Source organism: Nocardia sp. NPDC057440 (assembly GCF_042802915.1).
Classification (GTDB): Bacteria; Actinomycetota; Actinomycetes; order Mycobacteriales; family Mycobacteriaceae; genus Nocardia.
In genome coordinates, this window is sequence record NZ_JBHVDF010000003.1 from 58733 (window position 1) to 79101 (window position 20369).

A 20369-nucleotide genomic window follows, 5' to 3' on the forward strand; every position below is an offset into this window, starting at 1 on the left:
GACCGGGCCGCTCCGCGTACATATGACAGGGTCCGAGTGGTTCGCTGCGGCGCCGGGTGGACTGAATCGGTATTTCACCGACCTGTTCGACGCACTCACCCGACAGCCGAATGTCGAGGTGTCCGCCGCCGCCTTCGGTGCGGTGTCCGCGGACTCCGCCGCAGGCCCGCCGGGCGCCCGATCCTGGGGACCGCTCGGCGGATCCACCCTGCATCGGGCGCGCACGGCGTTTCTGGACCGCACCGAATTGCGTCGAGCAACGGTGCTCGACCGGCATTTCTGCCTGTACGGACCCGCCGCGATCGATCGGCGCGGACGGGTCCCGCTGGTCGTGCACTTCCACGGTCCATGGGCGGCCGAGAGCAGGCTCACCGGTCAGAGCGAACTGGGCGCAAAGGCGAAATACCTCGTCGAGCGCCTGCGGTACGCCGGAGCAGACCGATTCGTCGTGCTGTCCAACTACTTCCGCGACGTGCTCGCCAACGACTATCGGGTGCCTGCCGAGCGGATCGAGGTCATCGCTCCCGGTGTCGATCTCAGCCGCTTCCGTGCGACACCGATCCCGGCCGCGGGCTCCGCCGGGCGCACCGTCCTGTGTGTGCGCAGACTGGAACGCCGCATGGGCATCGCCAATCTGCTGCGCTGCTGGCCGGGCGTCCTCGAGCAGCATCCCGACGCTCGTCTCGTCCTCGTCGGAACCGGCACCGCGGAGCAAGAATTGCGCGCTCAGGCCGCCGCGATGGACAGCACGGCCGCCGAATCTATAGTCTTCGCCGGGCATATCGACGACACGCGACTCACCGAGCTCTACGAGCAGGCCGAACTGACCGTCGTCCCCACCATCGCCCTGGAAGGATTCGGCCTGATCGCGTTGGAATCGCTCGCGGCAGGCCGCGCGCCCATCGTCACCGACTGTGGCGGACTCCCTGATTCGGTACGCGGGCTCGACCCTTCACTCATCGTGCGCGCCGGTGACGCCGAGGCACTCGGGGACCGTATCTCCGCCGCGCTGCGCGGCATCCTACCCTCCCCTGCCGAATGTCGCTCGCACGCAGAAACTTTCTCGTGGGATGTCACAGCGGCGCGACATTCGACGATGTACGAGGAATTAAGGCAATGACCAAAGCCCTCTTCCTCGCGCATACCGCCGCACCATCCGGTGCCGAACTCGCCACACTGCGGCTGTTGTCCGCACTGCGGGAGCTCGGGCGCGCCGAGGTCACGGCGATATTCACGGAGGATGGCCCGATGGTCGAGCGCATGCGGGCACGCGGGATCGAGACCCGCGTGCAGCGAAGCGGATTCGACAGCCGTGCCATGACGATCGGATCCGGGCCGATCCGGCTGCTCGCGGGATTCCTCGCCCTGCTGCGCCTGGGCTGGGCGATCGGCGCCACCGCGAAACGTCTTCGCGCGGAGGTGCTGGTCGCCGAGAGCAGTAAAGCGCTGGTGATGGGCGCGATCGCGGCGCGCCGCGCGGGCATTCCGCTCGTCTGGCAGGTGCACGACCGTATCGCCGTCGACTATTTCGGCCGGGTGCCCACGCTCGTCCTGCAAACCCTTGGGCGGCTGGTCGCGCGCGGTTACATCGCCAATAGCAAAACAACATTGGCGACGCTGCGCACCGGGCGCCGGCCCACGATCGTCGCCTACCCCGGCGTCGAATTGCACGCCGCCGCCGTGCACCGCGCCGACCAGCGCGTAGCCGAGGAAACCGTGGTCGCCGTCGTCGGTCGGCTCAGCCCGTGGAAAGGCCAGGACGTCCTGCTGCGCGCCGCCGCCGCCACGACAGTGCGCCCACACCGGATCTTTCTGATCGGTGGCACCTTCTTCGACGAAGAGCCCTACCGTGCCGAATTGGAACAGCTCGCGCGTGATCTCGCGCTGCCGGTGACCTTCACCGGACACCTCGACGACCCGAACCCCCACCTATACGACGCCGACATCCTGGTGCACTGCTCGGTACTGCCCGAGCCGTTCGGGCAAGTCGTCGTGGAGGGCATGCACGCCGGCTGCGCGGTCATCGCCGCAGGTCCGGGCGGCCCAGCGGAAATAGTCGAGCACGGCGTCAGCGGGCTGCTGGTGGACGGCGGTGACGAAAAGCAGCTCACCGACGCGCTGGACACGCTCATCGCGGATCGCGCGCTGCGCACCCGTTTGTCGGCCGCGGGCCGAGTCCGCGCCGAGCACTTCGATATCGGGGCCTCGGCGCACACCGTCGCCGACTTCCTCGACACCCTCACCCGACGCGCCGGCGCTGCGGGACACCAGAATCCGGACGAACGGACTTCGCGTGCCGAACGGAACCCGCATGTCTGAGCGCGAACATGCCGCAGGCCACCCCCCGCCGCCCGACCACCGGCCGCCGCCGACCACCGGCGGCGCCCACCGCAGACACAGCGGCGGCCGCGACGGCGGCGGTGCGCACCGCTCACAAGGCATTGTCGCGGTGCTGCGTGACATCGGCCTTGTCACGTTCGGTAAGTACGGGCAGTACGTCATCACTCTGGTGACAGTGCCGCTGATCGCCAGGGTGCTCGGGGCGCACGGTCTCGGCCTGCTCGCCATCGGCATGTCGTCGTACTTCATCGGATCGCTGCTCGTCGATCTCGGCATCACCTCCTTCCTGGCTGCGCGCGTCCACGATTCCCACGATCGCGATCGCATCGCGAACATCAACCAATTGCGCGGGGACTACCTCGCCATCCGATCCGCGATCCTCGGCCTCATCGGCGCCGCCCTCCTGCTGAGCCTGGCCGCGGGCGCTTCGGACCAAGTGGAGATGCTCCTGCTCGGGCTCTTCGCCGGCGGATTCTGGTCGGTCTCCGAAGACTGGCTGTTGATCGGGCAGGGCAGATTCGGCGCGTCCACCGGCTATCAGGCGGTCGGCCGGGTGGGTTATCTCGTGCTGCTGGTCGTGGTGCTGCCGCGGATTCCCAGCGCGGAGATCGCGATGCTGTGCCTGCTCGTCTCCTCCATTCCCACTGTGGTGCTGACCTGGTGGGACTCGCTGCGGTCGTTCGGCCCGCCCTCGCGTCCACGGCACTTCCGCGAGGTGCTGCGCACGGGCGCACCGGTTTTCGCCTCACGTCTGCTGGTCACCACCTACGGTCAGGGCGCCGCCGCGGTGTACGCCGCAGTGCTGGACGCGGTATCCCTCGGCCTCTACTCCGCGGGCGATCGGCTGGTGCGCGCCATCCAATCCACGCTCGACCCCATCGGTTTCGCGCTGCTGCCGCGCATGGCCAAGCGCAGCGCCGAGGCCGGGTTCTGGCGCCGCGCCCTGCAGGCCCTTTCGGCCTGCGTGTGTCTGGCCTGCCTCGCCGTGGTCGCCGTGTGGCTGGCCGCTCCCGCGATGATCCATCTGGTCTTCGGCGATGAGTTCGTCTCGGCGGTCGGGCTGTTGCGCGTCGAGGTCTTCATGCTGCCCGCGACCACCATTACCTCTTTCATCACCACCGCCGTGCTTCCCGTCCGCCAGGACACCACCGGAGTACTGATCGGTGCGATCCTCGGGACCTGCGTCGCGGCCGTCGCACTGGTCATCGCCTTCCGCACGCACTCGGTGTGGACGCTGGTCTACGGCAGCGTGATCGTCGAATGGACGGTCGCGTTCTGGTATCTCGCGCGCGTCCGCACCCTCATCGGCCGCGAGCGCGCACGGTCGGCCGCCGATCCCGCGGTCGTGCTCATGCGTGAGGAGAGACTCTCGTGAGAATCCTGTATGTCGGCGACGATTGGGTCGGCAGCAATGCCCGCTCGCTGGCCGACGGATTCCGGCAGGCCGGGCACGAGGTCGTCGTGATCGACTCCACGCCGGTCACCCTGCCCACGCGGTTGTCGCCGCCGTGGCTCTACGCCAAGGCCACGCACCGGCGCGCGCCCTGGGCCGTCGAGCAGGTGCACGCCGATATCGAGCGCGCCGCCGCAGATTTCCGGCCCGACCTGCTGTTCGCCTTCAAATCCGTGCACCTCGACCAGCGGCGACTGCTGGACACCCCGGCCCGGCTGCACGTGCACTACAGCCCCGACGACGTCGCCAATCCCGAGAACATCAGTCCTGAGTATCTCGCGCACGAATCCGAATGGGACCTGATCGTCACCACCAAGCAGCACAACGTCGCCGAGCTGCGCGACCGTGGCGCCCGCGCGGTGACTTTCGTACGCAGCGCCTACGACCCGGCCTGGCATCATCCGGCGGCGCGACGCGGCGCCCGGCAATTCCTGCTCGGCTTCATCGGCGTGTGCCGCCCCGACCGGCGCGACGACATGGTCGCGCTCGCCCGCACCTACGGTGATCGGATGCTGGTCCGCGGTCCAGGCTGGCGTCGGGTCCCGGAATTGCGCGCCACCCGTGCGGTGGTGGCCGGACCGGTGTACGGGCAGCACTATTCGGCGGTGATCGCCGACATCACCGCCAATCTGGTGCTGCTCAACTCGGACAACCGCGACACTCACACCTGCCGCACGTTCGAAGTGCCCGCAGCGGGTGGCCTTTTCGTCGGCCAACGCACCGACGAGCACGCCGAGTTACTGCGCGACACCGTGGAATGCTTCCTGTTCACCGAAGCGGCGGAGCTGCACGAGATCGTCCGGTGGTGCGCGGCGCACCCGGAGCAGGCGGCCGCGGTCGCCGCGGCCGGGTACCGGAGGATCGTCGACGGCGGCCATCGCTATGTCGATCGCGCCCGCGAAATCATCGCCTCGCTGGAGCAATCGTCGGTCGCGAAGCCCGCGAGTGACAGTGCGGTTGCCGGCGACGCCGCGTTTCCAGGTAACACGGCGCGCGGTGCCGACGAGTCACAGTCGTGAGTGCCTACACCGAGATCGCGCTGATCGCCTGCGCGCTGGCGACCCTCGTGGTGGCTGCCGCATGGGTCCCCGGTGTCGCACGGGTATTCGTGATCGCGCAGGCCGCTTTCTGGTCGCTGTCGTATATCGCGCGACCTGTCGTGCTGCTGGTGGTGCAACCGGATCCGCACTACGGCGACAACGTGCCCGATCCGCGGCTGGCCGAATACGGTTATGACGACAGCATCGCGCTGGTTCTGCACCACGTGGTGTTCGGCCTGTGGGTGTACGCGGCCCTCATCGTCGGGTACGCGATCTGGTCGCGGCGGCGGTCCTCGATGCTGGGTGTCGCGCGCGAGCCTGCGATCGTCGCCGAGCCGGACTTCATCCCGGCGCTGGTGGCCATCTACGTCGTCGGCATCCTCGGGCGCGGCGCGACCATCGCCGCAGGCGCCACCGGACATGCCGGTGATGTCGACAGCTCGAACCCGATTCTCAACTTCGTCGCCATTCTCGGCACCATCGCCGCGCTCGGATTGATCATCTTCGCCAGGCCCGCGCGGCAGCTGACGACGGTACTGATGCTGGCTGGGCTGCTGGTCATGGAGCTCGGGTGGACCGTGGCCACCGAGTCCAAGACCCCGATCCTCGGCGCCGCGCTGGCGGTGGCTGTCCGCTTCGCGCTGGTCGGCTGGACCAAAGGCAAGGCCGTCGGCGTGATGGTGATCGCGGTCCTCGGCATCGGCGGCTTCGGCTGGCTGCAGTCGTTCAAGTCCACGGAATTCGCCAAAAGCGAATCGGCACTGACCAATTCGAGCTACCCCCCGATGGTGCAGCCGTTCCTCAGTATCCTGCGCCGCTTCGACCTGCTCGAGGCCGCCACCGACGCCTACTTTCACGGGCCCGGTTTCTGGGTGGCGCCCGACGAGGTGATCCGGCACGCCGCCCTGACCCTGATTCCGGCTCAGTTGCTCGGCACGGAAAAATTCCAGTCCGGCACCGCATGGGCCAACGATGTTCGCGGCGCCTCGGTGGACATGACGCGGGTCTCGGTGTCGCTGGCCGAGGGCAACGTCAACGAGGGCTATGTCCTCGGCGGCTACGCCGGTGTGGTGGTCTCGGTCGCCTTCACCTTCGGACTGCTGCTGGCGTGGGCCAAATCGCTGTACTCCCGCTACTTCCCGATTGTGGTGCTCGGCCTTGCCATGACCGGCGCCTCCTCGCTGTTCGAGCGCGGAATCCTGGGCAGCATGGAGGCACTGGGCAAGTTCGTGCAGTCCGCCGTGCTCGCATGGCTCATCTATCTGGCGGTCAAAGAGTATCGGCGGCGGGCCCGGCCCGGGCCGTCACCGCTGTTTCCGCCGCAGGCAACACCAGTATTCATCGGGAAAAGAGGATCCGGGCAATGGGTTTGATCGACTACTGGCATATCGCGCGCAGGCGCTGGCTGATCATTGCCAGTGTGCTGCTGTTGTGTGTCCTCGCGGCGGTGGGGTACGCGCAAAGCCTGCCGACCACGTATGTGGCTTCCAGCAGCATGTATGTCACGATGGCCACCGGAACCTCGGTGAACGATTCCTACCAGGGCGGCCTGGCCGCGCAGCAGCGCGTGCGCTCCTACGTCGATCTCGCCAACAGCGCCACACTGGCCAAACGCACCATCGATGATCTCGGTCTGAAGATGTCCATCGATGACCTCCAGGGCAAGATCACCGCCACCTCGCCGCCCGCGACCACCATGATCAACATTGCGGTCACCGACAGCACCCCGACGCGGGCGCGCGATATCGCCAACGGCGTGGTCGCCCAATTCCGGCGCCTCATCGGCGAACTCGAAACGATCGAGGTCGGCGCGGCGCCCGCGGCCCGCGTCGAGGTGATCGATCGTGCCGAGCTGCCCACCGGTCCGACCGGTCCGCAAACCACGCGGCTGCTCGCGCTCGGCCTGCTCGCCGGCCTCGGCCTCGGCTGTCTGGCCGCGTTCGTTCGCGACCGCACCGACCGCACGTTGCGCACGTCCAACGAACTCGAGGCCGTGCTTCCGGTGCCGATCCTCGGCATCATCGATGCCGGACGTCCTGGCGCCGAAGACGAAACCCGAAGGCTGCGGACCCGACTGCTGCGCAATGGCGACGCGGCCGCGATCATGCTGACGAGTCTGACGACCAAATCGGAATCGGACGTCGCCATGGCGTTGGCGAAATCGTTCGCCGACACCGGCCGTCATGTGGTGCTCGTCGATGCCGACACGTCGAACGCGGGTCGCCTGCAGCCCTATACGTCGGACCAGTCCCCCGGATTGGCTCGCGTGCTGCGCGGCTCGGCACAGGTTCCGGAATCAGTGACCTGGTGGCAGCAGACCGGCGTCTCGGTGCTGCCGCTCGGCGACGCCGACCCGCAGACCTCCGATCTGCTGGCCTCCGATCGGTTCTCGGCCGTCATTGCCAAGCTGCGCACCGACTTCGATCACGTCATCGTGCAGGTCGCCCCGATCACCGACGCCGCCGACGCCATCGCACTGGCCGCACTGTTCGACAAGACCCTCGCCGTGGTCCAGCTCGGCAGCACCTCCAGCGCACAGGTGCGCGGCGCGCTCGCGACCTTCGGCGACACCGCGCTCACCGGCGTTGTCGCCCACAGCGTTCCGAGCAGCCGCCTGCAGCGACTGATGGGGAGGCCGTAAGGATGCCCGAGGACGCCGTCGGTCGACGACGACTGCTCGCAGCATCGCTTGGCGCCGCCGCCGCGTTCCCGCTCGCGGCGTGTGCCTCGTCCGATCCCCCCGGTAACCCCTTCCGCTCGCCCAACGTCACCGACGCACCCGCGGCGCGCAATGTCCGCGACTTCGGTGCGGTCGGCGACGGCGTCGCCGACGACACCGCCGCGTTCGCCGCCGCGGCCGCGGTCGGCGGCACGCCGCTGGTGCTCTACCTGCCCGCCGGTCACTACATGGTGCGGTCGTGGCCGGAAATGTCCGATTACGCAACGGTCCTCGGCGACGGCGCGGACGTGTCGGTTGTGGTCTGCGACACCGACACCACCCTGATCAACCTCCGCAAGCGCAATCGGATCCGGTTCGCCCGGCTCGGCATCTTCATGACGGGGCCGCGCTCCACCGCCGTCGTGCTCTCGGAATGCTTCCGCTGTTCGTTCGACGCCGTGGTGATCCGCGGCAACCATCTCAGCGACAACCATCCACGTTTTCTGGAGCAGCGCGGTGTCGTCCTCGAACACAACACCGGCGGCACCGCGTTCATCAACTGCGACATCAATAATTTCGGCGTCGGCATCGTCACGTCGTGCATCCAGAACTACGTCACCTCCTCCAAGCTCACCAGCAACTACATCGGGGTGCTCGGCACCGGCAGTGACCACAATGCCGGACTTGCCATGACGAATGTCGAATTCGTCTCCGACAACGACCCGCACACCACCGACAAGCACATCGCCATCGACGGCGCGGCCAATGACTGGTGGCTGACCAATGTCTGGTTCGAGGGCGCGGACATCGCACTGTCGATCGGCCAGCGTGATCGCGGCGGACCCGCCCAATTCGGCATGACCAACTGCAAGGTGGCCGCCCGCTCCGTCGGCGTCGACCTGGTCTACTGCCGTCAGCCCTACCTCGCCAATGTGCAATTCGATGCCGACCTCGACAAACCGCCGATCGAGCTGCGTATAGATCCCGCAGGCTGCCCCGAGGGCACCGCCATCAACCTGATCTCCAGTTCCACCGATGAACTCAGTCCGGCGATGTTCCCGGATGCCTGGCATGTGATGGGCCGCAACAGCGTGCATTCGCCTCGGTTCACCGGAACGATCATCGGCAGGGCCGGGCGCGGCGACACCGATATCTTCCAGGCCCAGACCGCCGACGGAGCCGTGCGCTCCGCTGTCCTATCCAGTGGTGCATGGCTTTCCGATCATCCAGAAAGCGGGATCGTGCTCAAGGATCCGGCAGGCGGCTATTGGCGACTCTCGGTAGCTACCGATGGTGCGGTGAAAACGACCTCGCTCGGCAGTCAGCGCCCCCGGGAGTGAGCCGTGACCGATCACCCACCTTCGTTATCCGATGTCCGACTCGGGCCGGCCACCCTGCACGGCGTCATCGTCGTGCTGCGGCCGCCTCGGATCGCGGACTACACACAGTGGCGGCGGATCCGGTTGCGCGATCAGCGGACCATCGAGCCGTTCTGGACCAGTTCACCGCTGGACTGGGCGGCGCGGCACAGCGGAAAGCAGTGGGTTCGTGAATGTCTCATGGTCCGCACGCAGGCGCGTGCGGGCCGGCGGCTGTCCACGGTGATCGAAGTCGCAGGCCGCTTCGCCGGGCAGATCGAGCTCGTCTCCATCGAACCCGGCGCCGGGTCCGCGGAACTGGGTCTCTGGGTGGATGCCGACGTGGCACGGCACGGTTTCGGCGGACTCGCGGCCTCCCTCATCCTGGACTTCGCCTTCGGGGCGGCCGGCCTGCAACGCCTCACCGCCCCGATCTCGCCCGCCAACATCGCGACCTCGCGCGGCGCGGCACTGATGGGGTTTCGCCGCGAGGCGATGATGACGCGATATTTCGACGTCGGCGGCGCCAGGCGCGATCACGAACTGTGGGCGATCACCAAGGAGGCGGTTCCGCCGACCGGCTTCACGGCCCGCTGGATCACCCGCTACGACGGTCCGGAGCCGGCCGCGGCCGCACCGGGCGCTCCCGAGGGAGAACCGGTTGCGGCGACCACTGTGCTCGTTGCCACCGCCCGGTATTACGCGGGCCGCGCGTTGCACATGCTGGATCCGCTGCGGACACCGACACCGATCCGGCTCACCGACGCCGAACATCCGGCGCTGGTACTGCGTAGCCGCAGTCGGGGGGACTGGGCGCAGTGGTGCGCGGCGCGCATGCACAGCCGAGGCCTGCTCGATGCGGGGCCCGGCGAATCCGAAGCCGCCTGGGCGGCACGGCACTCCCGTTTCCGGTGGTGGCGCGAATTACTGCGGGCCAGGGCGGGTCTGCATTCCCCGACCGGACTGGTGCTCGCCATCGAGGTGGACGGCGCGTACTTCGGCGAAGCCAGACTGTTCGATCTCGACATGTTCGACCGCAATGCCAAGATGTTCGTCTGGACCGATAGCGCCTGTGCTGAACAGACCCGGCGCGCGGCCACCCAGCTGTTGCTCGACTACGCCTTCGCCGAGCTCGGCCTGTGCCGGGTCGAGACGGCCATCGAACTCGGCGATCTCGGTGCCGCCGACATCGCCGCTCAGGTCGGGATGATCCGCGAGGGCCGGATGCACTCCTATGTCGGCGCCACCGGTCGACGCGCCGACCACGACCTCTGGGCGGTAACCACACCGACCGACCAGTCCCCGCGAGGACAAGTCTCCGAGCCGGACGTACAGTGATTCCGAGATCCATCGCACGCAAACAGATTCGTGCCGACGGCTTTCTGTGTGCGTGCCTCACGACCCATCGGGAGCCGATCATGGTCCATGTCCCGGGTAGGAACCCGTCGGCCGATCGCCGACCGTTCACCCGCAGCAACGAACTCCAATCCCGCCTGCACGATCTGGTGCCCGGTGGTGCGCACACCTACGCGCGCGGCGCCGATCAATATCCCGAGTTCATGGCGCCGATCCTGGTCCGCGGCAGCGGTGCACGGGTGTGGGACGCCGACGGCAACTGGTATGTCGAATACGGGATGGGGCTGCGTTCGGTCACGCTCGGGCACGGGTTCCGGCCGGTGCTGGAAGCGGTCACCGAGGCGATCGCCGACGGAGTCAGCTTCAGCCGCCCGACCGAGCTGGAAGTGCTTGCCGCACAGGATTTCCTGACCCTTGTGCCAGGTGCGGACATGGTCAAATTCGCCAAGAACGGCTCCGACGCGACCACGGCGGCGGTGCGACTGGCCCGTGCCGCGACCGGGCGCACCGTCATCGCGATGTGCGATCAGCCGTTCTTCTCGGTCGACGACTGGTTCATCGGGACCACTCCGATGGACAGCGGCATCCCGCGTGACGTGGCCGCGGGCACCATGAAGTTTCGCTACAACGACCTGCCCTCCCTCGCGGCGGTGCTCGACACCGGCGCGGTCGCCGCCGTTGTCATGGAGGCGGCCACCGCGCTCGCAGAACCGGAACCCGGCTTCCTCGAGGGCGTTCGCGACCTGTGCGACCGCTACGGCACCCTGCTCGTCTTCGATGAGATGATCACCGGATTCCGCTGGTCGGCCGGTGGCGCGCAAGCGGTGTACGGCGTCCGCCCCGACCTGTCGTGCTGGGGTAAGGCCATGGGCAACGGCTTCCCTATCTCGGCGCTGGCAGGCAAACGCGAGTTCATGGAGCTCGGTGGCCTGCGCACCGACCACGACCGCGTGTTCCTGTTGTCCACTACGCACGGCCCGGAATCGGGCTCGCTGGCCGCCTTCCGCGCCGTGGTCGACGAATACCGCACCGGTGACCCGGTCGCCCGCATGGAACACGCCGGGCAACTGCTCGCCGACGGCGTGAACGCGGTCGCGGCGGAACTCGGTATCGCCGACTACCTGCAGGTGCTCGGCCGCCCGTCCTGTCTGATCTTCGTCACCCGAGATCCCGAAGGTAAGCCGTCCCAAGAGTTCCGCACCCTGTTCCTTCAGGAGCTCCTCGAACGCGGCGTCCTCGGGCAATCCTTCGTCACCTCCGCTGCCCACACCGACACCGATATCGCCCACACTGTCAGCGCCTGCCGCGAGGCGGCGGCGGTGTATCGCAAGGCGATCGAGCAGGGTGGTGTCGACGGGTTGCTCGAAGGCAGGCCCGTCGCCCCCGCATTGCGGCGGCACGCCGCGCCCCGCAGGATCGACCCGACATGAATCCGCTCCTCGGTCCGCCACGAACCGGCCCCCACGCTCCGACAGGAAGTCGAATGACCCATCGCCGCGCCGACGGCAACCACGCGTGCACACAGATCGCCGAGCCGGTGCGCGCATGAACGAGCCTCGACTCGCGATCGTGCACGAACGTTTCACCGAGTTCGGCGGCTCCGAGGCCGTCATCGGCGAATTCGTCGAAACCTGGCCGCACGCGGAGGTATTCGCACCGATCGTCGAACCCGACGGGGTTCGGACGCCGCTGAAGACGGTGCACGACACCTGGCTCAGCCGTGCCCATGCCGCCACCGGTCGCCGCTCGCACGCCCCGCTGCTGCCCTTCGTGCCGCGAGCCTTGCGCCGCCTGCCGCTGCGCGGCCGGTTCGACGCGGTGCTCATCAGTCATCACTCCTTCGCCACCCAGGCCGTATTCGCCACGGACGCACCGACCATCGTCTATGTCCACAGCCCCGCCCGCTGGGCGTGGGATGCCGAATTCCGCGCCCAAGAGGCAGGCGGCCGGGCCGGGCAACTGGCCCTCACCGCGCTCGGCAGGCTCGCCCGGCGCGCCGAACTGCGCGCCGCGCCGCACCTCACCCACGTCGTCGCCAACTCGCATGCCGTCGCCGACCGCGTCCAGGATTGGTGGGGCCTGCCTGCCACGGTCGTCAACCCACCGGTGCAGGTCGAGCAGTTCACCCCGGATACCGCGATCCCCCGCGAGGACTTCTTCCTGTTCGCGGGCCGGCTGGTCCCCTACAAGCGCCCCGACCTCGCCATCCGCGCCGCCCAACGCGCCGGAGTCCGCCTTGTCGTCCTCGGCGACGGCCGCTTCCGCAGCCAGCTCGACGCCATCGCGGGCCCCGAAACCACCTTCCTGGGCGCCACATCCTTCGACGTGCTGCTCGACGCCTACCGGCGCTGCAATGCACTGCTCATGCCGGGCATCGAGGATTTCGGCATCGTCCCGGTCGAGGCAATGGCCTGCGGCACACCGGTTCTCGCCGTCGGACAGGGCGGCGCGCTCGATACCGTCCGCTCTGGTGTCACCGGTGCGTATGTCGACCACGGCAGCGACGAGCACGTCATCGAAGGCATGGCCGCGGCCATGCGCGCCTTCGATCCGACCGCCTACCACCCCGCGACCATTCGCGACCACGCAATGTCGTTCTCCCCCAGCGCCTTCCGCACCAATATCGCCGAAACGGTCGCCGCCGTCACGCATCGATCGTGACAGCGGCGACCGCATCCCCGAGTAGGCGCTAGTACTCGGCGAGATCCGTTCTGAGGTGCTGCAGCGCGGCACGGATCCGGGATTTCGCGGCAGGCAGCCCGATGCCGAGGCAGGCCGCGACCTGCGGATAACTGAGACCGCGATAGTAGGCGAGGGTGATGGATTCGCGCTGCAGCGAGCTCAGGCCGGTCAGGCTCCTGCGGACGGCTTCGCGGTCGTGGTTGCGCAGGGTTTCCTCGGCGACCACGTCCATCGGCGGCTGGTAGGCGCGGGCGCCCCAGCGATGATTGTGGTCGACGGTCGCCCGCTCGTGCCGTACCCGGTCCACCGCTTGCCGATGGGCGAGCATACGCAACCACGTCAGTGCCGATCCGCGACGTTCATCGAAGCCGCCCGCACACCGCCACACTTCCAGGTAGACGTCCTGGCACGTTTCTTCGGCATATCCAGGGTCTCGGACTACGGCGAGAACTCGCTGGAATACCAGGTTTCGCGTGCGGCGATACAACTGCGCAAATGCGTCACGATCGCCATTTCCGATGTGGTGCACCAATTCTGCATCGAGCATGGTCACGATTGCCCCCTGACAAACAGTGATACGACAGAAAGAGATACGTCGAAACACTCCGTCGAGGGCAAGGACGGTGCTGTGCGGTAAACGAATCCGGCCGGGGACAGGGGCCATCGGATCCACCGTTGGTCAGACTACCGGTCCTTATCGAGATGCCGTCGCGAATTCGTCGATGCGGTGAATGCCGAGAATTGCTGAGGCAGAATCAGATCCGGAGACCGAGCTCCACGATGGCTTTGGCGACCGCCTGCACCGGCACGCGATTGACCCGGGCGTGGGCCCGGATGAGCTCGTAGGCGGCATCGGGTGTCGTCCGCCCGGCATTGGCGAGCACACCTTTGGCCTGCTCGACGATGATCCGAGTATCCAGCGCATGCGTCAGCTGCTCGGTCAGCTGTTCCTGGCGACGAATGACGGTCGACTTGATGATGTGCCCGGCCGCCATACTGGCGAGCAAACCGCCCACCGAGAGATCCTGTTCGGTCCAGTCACGCGGCTCGCGCGCGTACATGCCGAGCACACCCACCTTGGCCTCACCCGACCGCATCGGCACCGCCGCCACCGCCGAAACCTGTTGCCGGACTGACTCGGCGCAGAATTCCGGCCACACTGCACGACGCAGGCCGATGTCGGTGACCGTGATGGGTTCGCCGTGCCGCAGCGCCTCCTCGCACGGGCCCCGTCCAGCGCGGTGCTGACAGAGCTCGACTTCCAGCAAGGCGTCGGGTGTCGCCGCAGTGAACCGCTCCGGCCCCTCCTGTACGAGCGTCACCGTGCAACCCGCCAGATCCAGCACGTCCGTGGCGCTGTCCATCAGCTGCCGCACCATTCGCGCGGTCTCATCGACAACAGCGACCGCGTCCGCGAACCGTGACACTGCCGCAACCAGCACCTGACTGTCAGACACCCGCACCACCCCGCACGCGAAGACCGATCGTCCTGTCGAGTCCAGCGCCGCACTCGCCGACATTTCCATAGTATGGCCATGCCGACGAATTCCGTTGCTCTCGTGCACAATCGGTGGGTCGACACGCCCGGGTCCCGGATGCCACCATGGACGACAGGCTCGACCCGACCGGACACAACGTCGTGCACGGCCAGGGTATTTTCGCTGAATTTTCTCCGCGTAAATATGTCGACTCCGGGAGACTGCCATGGGATCCGCATTCGGTGATCGGCGACATCCGGAATCCACAGAGCCACTACGATATTCGTACGATTACCCGGAAAACAGTGGCAACCCCGGAGTTTCGGCACCTTTATCGCGGTCGTTGATCCGAACCCTCGCCGGTCTCGGTGACGATTTCGACGTGATCGAGCTGTCCCAGCAACTGTTGGAGGCCTGCCTCGATTCGACCGGCGCTGCCGAGGCCGGCCTATTGCTCGCCGATCAGAGCGGCGAGCTGCGCATACTCGCCGCCAGCAGCGAACGACCGGAGCTGCTGCGCCTGCTGCAGCTCGCGGCCGTCGACGGCCCGGGCAACCATGCCTATCGCGCCGGGAATCCCACCGCCGCAGACGAACTCGGCGCGCCCGCGCACCGATGGGCGGAATTCGGCCGATCCGCGCTGGCCGCGGGCTACCGGTCCGCCTACGCCCTACCGCTGCGGCTGCGCCGCGACAGCGTCGGCGCACTCACCCTCTTCGCCTCGACCGCGGCACTCGGGGACGCGGACCTCGGCGTCGGGCAGCTGCTCGCCGACGTCGCGGCCGTCGGCATCGCACACCACATGCTGCTCGCCCAGCTCGACACGGTGCGCGCGCAACTGCCCGCCGTGTTGAACAGTCGCATCGCCATCGAGCAGGCCAAAGGCCTACTGGCCGAGCGTGACAGCTCCGATATGGATCGGGCCTTCCTGCGTATCCGTGCGCATGCCCGCACCACCGGCGTTCGCCTTGCCGACCTCGCCGCCGACCTGGTCGAGGGCCGGATCGACACCGCCGACATCGTCGTCGAACCATTGGGGTGAGCCCAGGTCGTCGGTGATCAGTCGGCGTCGAATCGGATCCGGTTGGCGACCACCGACTCGGCCACTTCGGCCAACGACATCCCGTGGACGAAGGCATAGGCGCGCAACCGCGCGTAGGCATCCGCCGCGCGAATGCCCGACTGCCCGATCACCATTCCGGCCGCTTGATGGATCACGCCGCTTGTCAACGGCTGATCCCACCACCGCTGCGCGTCATGACCCGGTTGTGCAGCGCCCGCGACCAGCTGTGCGATGACCAGATCGGCAATGTGCAGACCCGCCGAGATCATCGCGGGCCGCGACAGACCGGGATGCTCGCCGTAGAGATCGAGCGCACCCAACCGGACCGCACCCAGGTGCAACGGCACCGCGACCATCGGGCCGGAAATCCTCGGGTGCCCAATCCTTTCGATGCGAGCGAGCTCCGCGGCGAAACCGGGCCACCGCTCGCCGCTGGCCGCCAGGTCGGCCAGCGACACCGGGACGCCCCGCGTGGCGGCCTCCACCGCAGGTCCCTGGCCGAGGGTGGTCTGCACCGTCTCGATGAGGACGGCCACACCATCACTCGCGCACCAGGGTTGCAGCCCCGCATCGCGTTCCCGAATGAGAATCGCGGCGCGGCGCACCGGCAACACCCGCACGCACGCATCGGCCAGCGCGGAGATCCCGCCACCGCCGATCGACAGCGCCGACAGGAAGTCATCGGTCAGGTGATCGAACTGCGCCACACTCATCCTACGAACTACTCACGACCATTGCCCCCATTGCGAATTCGACGGTTGCTTCTCCTGGTATTCGTCACGCTTCCGGCAATGGACCCCCCGATGCATCGCAAGAATACGAAACGCCAAATCTCCACACCAGGGCCGAAGGGCCCGCGAACCGAGAGGTGAGGGGTATCCGCCTACGGAATGGTGTCGGCCTGCACCTCGGCGTGCAACCGCTGCAGCACCGGCGCGCGATCGGTCAACACCGACCAGTTCCGTGAGATGGCTTCGTGCACCGCGTGCGCGGCCGAGACGAGCGCGTCAGCGTCGGTTTGCCCGGTCAGCAAGCCGCCGATATCGGCGGCGATGCCGACGTCGAGCACCGGCACCACGGTGTGCGGCATGCCGAGCAGCGCCGCGAGGATATCCAGCTGATCGGCGGGCACCAGCGCCCTCGCCGCGGTGAGCACTGCGGCAGGAACGACGATCGTATTGCCGGATCCCGCTGTGGCCCAAGCGATCGCGTGTGGATAGGGATCGCGTCGGCACCAGCCGAGGACCGCGCCGAGATCGAGGACGACGCCGGTCAGGGTCGATGGGTTCACGCGGCGCCGGCCGCGTACTCATCCTCGGTCAGGGGCGGTAAGCCCAATAGCGCGCGTCCATGATTGATCATCTCCAGCGGCGGCTTGCCGCCGTAGACGCGTTCGATGGTGGCAACAGACTGTGCGCGGTCCATGCGCTGCCGGACCGACTCGGCAACGAACTGCGAGACCGATTCGATACGCCCGCCCTCGCGCCACTTGTCCAGGGTCACGGCGATTTCCTCGGGGACTGTGACCGTCACCTTCCGAGTCTTGCGTTCTCTCGCCATATCGGAATTGTACTCGGATATGGCTTGCCGAGACCGGGTGCATACCGGGCCGCGACATGGGAAAGTCTCGGTCATGAGAGCGCACCACCGCATCGCCGTGGTCATGGCCGGATTCATGAGCGCCACACTGGTCGCGAGCTGTGGCACCGGGTCGCAGCAGAGCAGCGGTCCGACCGCAGCCACCGTGACCGACGTGATTGCTTTGATCTCCACCGACGACCTGCGAGCCGCTCGGCCCGACGAGGTGCACCTGTTCGGACTGAACGATCTGCACGGCAACCTCCAGCCGCCCAGTGGTTCGAGCGGAAAGATCGCCGGATACGAAGCCGGCGGGGCCGCGTACCTCGCCACGCATTTGGCGCGGCTGAAGAAGGCCTATCCGGCCAGTGCCGTGGTCGCGGCGGGTGACAATATCGGCGCGAGTCCGCTGATGTCGGGGCTGTTCCATGACGAGCCGACGATTGCTTTTCTGAACTCCGCCGGATTGGCCGCGTCGGCGGTGGGAAATCACGAATTCGACGATGGCGTCATCGAATTGGCGCGTATACAGCAGGGCGGCTGCGCACCCGAGGGCTGTTCGCCCGGCGCGCCGTTCACCGGGGCGAAGTTCCCGTACCTGGCCGCGAACGTCACCGACGCCCAGGGCAGGCTGCCGTCGGCGCTGCGCCCATGGACCATGCTGGAAGTCGGCGGCCACCGGATCGGCGTTGTCGGCACCGTCACTCCCGACACCGCGAATATTGTTTTCCCCGAAGGCATTCGAGGCTACAAGTTCGGTGACGAGGTCGACGCGATCAACGCCTACGTGCCCGCGATGAAGGCGGCGGGCGCCGAAACCATCGTGGCGCTGCTGCACGATGGCGGTGTCCAGAGGGCGGCGCCCGACGCCGCGGTCGACTACAACGGCTGCGCGAACATCACCTCCGAGGTCACCGCGCTCGCCACTCGCACCGACCCCGCGGTGCGCGCGCTGGTCACCGGGCACACCCATCAGCCATACGTGTGCACGATCGAGGGCAAGGTGATCACCCAGGCCGCCTCCTACGGCAGGCTGATCACCGACATCACCCTGACATTCGGCACCGACCAGGTTCAGGCTTCGGCGGTGAATCGGGTGGTCACCCGCGAGGTCACCCCGGACTCGGCCACCGCCGACCTGGTCGCTTTCTATGCCGGCCAGGCCACACCCCGAGCGGCCCGGGTGGTCGGCGCATCGGCGCAGACGCTCGCACACGAGCCCGCGGCCTCCGGCGAATCGCCACTCGGTGATGTCATCGCCGACTCCATGCTCGCGGCCACCTCGTCGACGCCCGCCGCCGCGGTGGCGGCATTCATGAACCCCGGCGGCGTGCGCGCCGATCTGAAATCCGGCGAGATCACCTACGGCGATATCTACACCGTCCAACCGTTCGGCAACCAGGTCGTCACCGTCACCCTCACCGGCAGCCAGGTACTGCGTCTACTGGAACAGCAGTGGGACAACCCGGGCAAGCCCACCGTGTTGTCGCCCGCCGGCCTCACCTATACCTATGTCGCCGCCGCCCCGAAGGGCAGCAAGGTCGTCGCCGACAGCATCCGCATCGCGGGCCTGCCTCTCAATCCGGTCGCCACCTATCGGATCACCACCAATAGCTTCCTTGCCGCGGGCGGCGACGGCTTCACCGTCTTCACCGAGGGTCTCGACAAAGCCGTCGGACCCGTCGACCTCGATGCCTTCGAGACGTATGCGACGGGCCGTCCACCGCTGCAAGCCCCGGCCGCCCGTGCCGAAAAGCGTTAGCTCGCAACGCACCGGCAATCCTCCGTGTGCGGTCGATCACACACCAACAGCAAACCTGGACAGACGACCAGTCATTACTTTGGGTAACTGAAATTCCGTGTAACACATACCCTTTGACCTGCACATACGGTGACCAACCACACAACCCACACAGCCCCCGGTAGCTTGCCCCGGCCGCACCGACCGAATTAAAGTTACTCACCAGTAGGACGAAGGTGTCACCTACTTCGGCCCGACCGCTATCACTCGGGGGCCGACATCACCAGATGTCCGCATTCACTGCTGCATGCCGGATGAGCGTTGTCCGACAATATGGTTCGAACAAGAGCAGGAGATTGCGATGGCTACTACCTACATCGTGACGGGCGGTACCGGTTTTCTGGGGCGCCGGGTCGTGCAGGGGCTCCTGGACGCGGATTCCGACGCCATTGTGCACGTACTGGTGCGTGCCGCATCGCTGGCGAAGTTCACCGAGCTCGCCGAAAACTGGCATGGCGGCGAGCGCGTCTTCGCGCTGGTCGGAGATCTCACCGCGCACGGACTCGGACTCGACAAGGACGCACCGCAGGCCGATCACATCATCCACCTCGGCGCGGTTTACGACATGACCGCCGACGAGGACACCGCGCACGCCGCCAATGTCGCGGGCACCCACTCGGTGCTCACGCTGGCCCGCGAGCTGGGCGCGGTCGTGCACCACGTCTCCTCGGTGGCCGTCGCGGGCGATCACAAGGGCAAGTTCTTCGAAGAGGACTTCGACCTCGGCCAGCGCCTGACCTCCCCGTATCACCGCACCAAGTTCGCCGCCGAGCAGCTCGTGCGCGAATCGAGCGGCGTGCGCTGGCGCGTGTATCGACCCGCCATCGTGGTCGGTGATTCCCGCACCGGTGAGATGGACAAGATCGACGGGCCGTACTACTTCTTCCCCGCCATCGCCAAGCTTGGCGCCCTGCCCACCGATCTGCCCGTGCCGCTGCCCGATCTCGGCGCGACGAACATCGTGCCCGTGGACTACGTCGCGGCCGCCATGGTCGAGCTGGTGCGCCGAAACGGCTTGGACGGACGCACCTTCCACCTCGTCAATCCCGAACCACAGCCCTTCGGCGAGATCTACGCCGCACTGGCGACAGCTGCGGGCGCACCGACCGGTATCGGCACGGTGCCCGGCAGTGGGCTCGCGCTCAACGGGCTCGCCCACATCCCCGGCATTCCCACCGTGCGCGATTTCCTGTTGGAGCAGCTGGGAATTCCGGCCGCCGTCGCGCCGCACACATCCTTCTCCGCCGAGTTCATCTCCGAATCCACCCGCGCCCTGCTGCGCGGCACCGGCTTGTCGGTGCCGTCCTTCGACAGTTACGCCGAGCGGCTGTGGGCCTACTGGCGTGAAAACCTCGACCCGAACCGCGATCACGCCACCGACAACGGTGACCCGTTCACCGGCCGCACCGTCCTGATCACCGGCGCATCGTCGGGCATCGGCCTCGGGCCCCCCCCCGCCGGGGGGGGGGGGGGGGCGCCCGCCCCGCGGCCCTCGGACGCCTGCGCGAGCTCGCGCACATCGAGGCCCCCCCCCCCCCCAGCGGGGGCGGGGGGGTGGAGC

General features: G+C 67.5%; 19 protein-coding genes. 14 read left to right on the plus strand and 5 right to left on the minus strand.

Going from position 1 to position 20369, the window contains the following annotated elements:
• The first annotated feature begins 22 nt into the window (after positions 1-22).
• The 10 genes from ACFU4Z_RS06875 (at position 23) to ACFU4Z_RS06920 (ending at position 12867) form a co-directional block, all read left to right on the plus strand.
• Entirely contained in the window at positions 23-1120 is a 1098-nt protein-coding gene (locus ACFU4Z_RS06875) for a glycosyltransferase family 4 protein (RefSeq protein WP_379060430.1), read from the plus strand.
• Positions 1117-2319, plus strand: a complete 1203-nt coding sequence (locus ACFU4Z_RS06880; protein WP_379060431.1) for a glycosyltransferase family 4 protein — start codon at positions 1117-1119, stop codon at positions 2317-2319. Before ACFU4Z_RS06875 ends, ACFU4Z_RS06880 begins: the two co-directional genes overlap by 4 nt.
• Entirely contained in the window at positions 2312-3715 is a 1404-nt protein-coding gene (locus tag ACFU4Z_RS06885; protein WP_379060432.1) for a lipopolysaccharide biosynthesis protein, read from the plus strand. The genes ACFU4Z_RS06880 and ACFU4Z_RS06885 overlap by 8 nt, the downstream gene beginning before the upstream one ends.
• Positions 3712-4812 carry a glycosyltransferase gene (locus tag ACFU4Z_RS06890; RefSeq protein ID WP_379060433.1) on the plus strand — a complete coding sequence of 367 codons (1101 nt, stop codon included), beginning with the start codon at positions 3712-3714 and terminating at the stop codon, positions 4810-4812. Before ACFU4Z_RS06885 ends, ACFU4Z_RS06890 begins: the two co-directional genes overlap by 4 nt.
• Positions 4809-6206 (plus strand): hypothetical protein, encoded by a 1398-nt coding sequence (locus tag ACFU4Z_RS06895; protein ID WP_379060434.1) that lies wholly within the window; start codon positions 4809-4811, stop codon positions 6204-6206. Before ACFU4Z_RS06890 ends, ACFU4Z_RS06895 begins: the two co-directional genes overlap by 4 nt.
• Complete coding sequence (locus ACFU4Z_RS06900) at positions 6197-7474, plus strand: protein tyrosine kinase (RefSeq protein ID WP_379060435.1); 1278 nt, start codon at positions 6197-6199, stop codon at positions 7472-7474. The genes ACFU4Z_RS06895 and ACFU4Z_RS06900 overlap by 10 nt, the downstream gene beginning before the upstream one ends.
• A gap of 2 nt (positions 7475-7476) precedes the next feature.
• A complete protein-coding gene (locus ACFU4Z_RS06905; RefSeq protein WP_379060436.1) occupies positions 7477-8832 on the plus strand; it encodes a glycosyl hydrolase family 28-related protein in 1356 nt (451 codons plus the stop codon).
• 3 nt (positions 8833-8835) lie between these two features.
• The gene (locus tag ACFU4Z_RS06910) at positions 8836-10188 is read left to right on the plus strand and encodes a GNAT family N-acetyltransferase (protein ID WP_379060437.1); all 1353 of its coding nucleotides are present in this window, start codon (positions 8836-8838) and stop codon (positions 10186-10188) included.
• 80 nt (positions 10189-10268) lie between these two features.
• Complete coding sequence (locus tag ACFU4Z_RS06915) at positions 10269-11636, plus strand: glutamate-1-semialdehyde 2,1-aminomutase (RefSeq protein WP_379060438.1); 1368 nt, start codon at positions 10269-10271, stop codon at positions 11634-11636.
• Positions 11637-11751: 115 nt separating this feature from the next.
• Positions 11752-12867 (plus strand): glycosyltransferase, encoded by a 1116-nt coding sequence (locus ACFU4Z_RS06920; protein WP_379060439.1) that lies wholly within the window; start codon positions 11752-11754, stop codon positions 12865-12867.
• Between the two features lie 28 nt (positions 12868-12895).
• Here the strand turns inward: ACFU4Z_RS06920 and ACFU4Z_RS06925 are convergent, their stop codons facing one another.
• Both ACFU4Z_RS06925 and ACFU4Z_RS06930 read right to left on the minus strand, forming a co-directional pair.
• Positions 12896-13435 (minus strand): sigma-70 family RNA polymerase sigma factor, encoded by a 540-nt coding sequence (locus ACFU4Z_RS06925; RefSeq protein WP_379060880.1) that lies wholly within the window; start codon positions 13433-13435, stop codon positions 12896-12898.
• Between the two features lie 208 nt (positions 13436-13643).
• Positions 13644-14345 carry a GAF and ANTAR domain-containing protein gene (locus tag ACFU4Z_RS06930; protein WP_379060440.1) on the minus strand — a complete coding sequence of 234 codons (702 nt, stop codon included), beginning with the start codon at positions 14343-14345 and terminating at the stop codon, positions 13644-13646.
• A gap of 146 nt (positions 14346-14491) precedes the next feature.
• On the opposite strand from ACFU4Z_RS06930, the gene ACFU4Z_RS06935 reads away from it, so the two are divergent.
• Both ACFU4Z_RS06935 and ACFU4Z_RS06940 read left to right on the plus strand, forming a co-directional pair.
• Entirely contained in the window at positions 14492-14713 is a 222-nt protein-coding gene (locus tag ACFU4Z_RS06935; RefSeq protein WP_379060441.1) for a hypothetical protein, read from the plus strand.
• Positions 14710-15408, plus strand: coding sequence for a GAF and ANTAR domain-containing protein (locus ACFU4Z_RS06940; RefSeq protein WP_379060442.1), 699 nt, complete (start codon positions 14710-14712; stop codon positions 15406-15408). Before ACFU4Z_RS06935 ends, ACFU4Z_RS06940 begins: the two co-directional genes overlap by 4 nt.
• A 17-nt stretch (positions 15409-15425) precedes the next feature.
• On the opposite strand, the gene ACFU4Z_RS06945 is transcribed toward ACFU4Z_RS06940, so the two are convergent.
• From ACFU4Z_RS06945 to ACFU4Z_RS06955, 3 genes are all read right to left on the minus strand, one after another.
• On the minus strand, positions 15426-16142 hold the full coding sequence (locus ACFU4Z_RS06945; protein WP_379060443.1) for a GAF and ANTAR domain-containing protein: 717 nt from the start codon (positions 16140-16142) through the stop codon (positions 15426-15428).
• A 170-nt stretch (positions 16143-16312) separates the two neighbouring features.
• The gene (locus ACFU4Z_RS06950) at positions 16313-16720 is read right to left on the minus strand and encodes a hypothetical protein (RefSeq protein WP_379060444.1); all 408 of its coding nucleotides are present in this window, start codon (positions 16718-16720) and stop codon (positions 16313-16315) included.
• The gene (locus ACFU4Z_RS06955) at positions 16717-16989 is read right to left on the minus strand and encodes a hypothetical protein (RefSeq protein ID WP_328400034.1); all 273 of its coding nucleotides are present in this window, start codon (positions 16987-16989) and stop codon (positions 16717-16719) included. The genes ACFU4Z_RS06950 and ACFU4Z_RS06955 overlap by 4 nt, the downstream gene beginning before the upstream one ends.
• 73 nt (positions 16990-17062) lie before the next feature.
• Between ACFU4Z_RS06955 and ACFU4Z_RS06960 the strand changes: the two genes are divergently transcribed.
• Complete coding sequence (locus tag ACFU4Z_RS06960; RefSeq protein WP_379060445.1) at positions 17063-18769, plus strand: bifunctional metallophosphatase/5'-nucleotidase; 1707 nt, start codon at positions 17063-17065, stop codon at positions 18767-18769.
• 340 nt (positions 18770-19109) lie between these two features.
• The coding region (locus tag ACFU4Z_RS06965; RefSeq protein ID WP_379060446.1) for an SDR family oxidoreductase at positions 19110-20369 on the plus strand (1260 nt) is incomplete at its 3' end.